This window comes from Candidatus Pelagibacter communis (assembly GCF_001179965.1).
In the GTDB taxonomy this organism is placed as follows: Bacteria; Pseudomonadota; Alphaproteobacteria; order Pelagibacterales; family Pelagibacteraceae; genus Pelagibacter.
This window is the reverse complement of sequence record NZ_CVSH01000045.1, coordinates 1-1,214: the sequence shown is the minus strand read 5'-3', so window position 1 is coordinate 1,214 and position 1,214 is coordinate 1. Positions and strand designations below refer to the sequence as shown.

Here is a 1,214-nt window from a genome sequence, read left to right as displayed (position 1 = left end):
ATAACATGGCATTAACACAGCATTTTTACCAACAAACGATCCTTTCCTAACTGGAGAATTAGGAACCATTCTAAAGCCAGCTTTTTCATGGTCCTCTTTTGACCAACCTGCTGTTTTACCTTTCAATAAATGTGATTTGTCATACCAGCTACTGTAAGGGCCATTTAGGTTTTCCATTGGATATATTCTAAAACTTAGCATGATAGCTTTTTTAAGATGTTGATGAGTTTTCCATTCTCCATTAATTTTTTCAGCAACTCTAGCTTTACCGCTATCTAAATCCTTTATAACTTGATTTATAGCATCTTTAATCGATTGATCTGAGTTTTGGTTTATTTGGTCTTTTTTCTCCCAAGCGTCATTAATAATTTTTTCTAATGTCATAACAATTTATTTACTTTTTAATAACCTTATTTCTTTAAGAAATAAAGACAGATTTTCAATTTTGTGGGAAATATAATCTTTATCAGAGTCCATCTTTCCAAAATGCTCGTCATTAATCAACCAAACAGTTACACATCCTCTTTCATGACCAATACTCAGATTTTTAGCTATATCTTCAATGTAGATAGTTTCATTTGGATTAATGCCAAATTTTTTTACCATTAAATCGAAAGTTTTTGCTTCAGGCTTTGGAACATATCCCGCATCCTGAATATCAAAAATTTTGTCTCTTCCAAATAAATCATATACCCCGAGATGTGTTAATATATTTTTTGCATGCTCTGCACTACCGTTGGTAAAAATAAACTTTTCCATATCTAATCGCTCTAACTCACTTCTCATAATTTTATCTTCTTTCATAAAACTTAAATCAATGGAGTGAACATAAGATAAAAATTCCTCAGGGGGTATATCATGGTGTATCATTAGACCATTTAAACTGGTATTATATTTGTAAAAATAATTGGTTTGTAATTCCTTTGCATCATCCATATTTATATTAAGTCTTTCAGATATAAATTTTGTCATTCTTTTTGAAACCTGACCAAAAACTTTTTCTAAAGAATAGTTATTATGTTTTCCATAACATACACCATCAAGATCTAGTAAAAGGTATTTTTTATCTTTTAAATTCATTTTCTTATTAAGGTCCCAGAACCTTGATCCGAAAATATTTCTAACAAACATGAATGTTGCTTTGTTCCATTAATAATACCCACACCAGTAACCCCATTATTTATAGCATCTAAACAGCCTTGAATTTTTGGTAT

General features: G+C 30.1%; 1 protein-coding gene and 1 pseudogene. Both read right to left on the bottom strand.

Annotation, left to right across the window (positions count from 1 at the left end; translation table 11 throughout):
• Window positions 1–384, bottom strand: a pseudogene (dapD, locus tag AMN73_RS01865) (2,3,4,5-tetrahydropyridine-2,6-dicarboxylate N-succinyltransferase); the annotation flags it as partial.
• Window positions 385–390: 6 nt separating this feature from the next.
• Window positions 391–1,080 (bottom strand): HAD-IA family hydrolase, encoded by a 690-nt coding sequence (locus tag AMN73_RS01860; RefSeq protein WP_075534592.1) that lies wholly within the window; start codon window positions 1,078–1,080, stop codon window positions 391–393.
• Window positions 1,081–1,214: the final 134 nt, after the last annotated feature.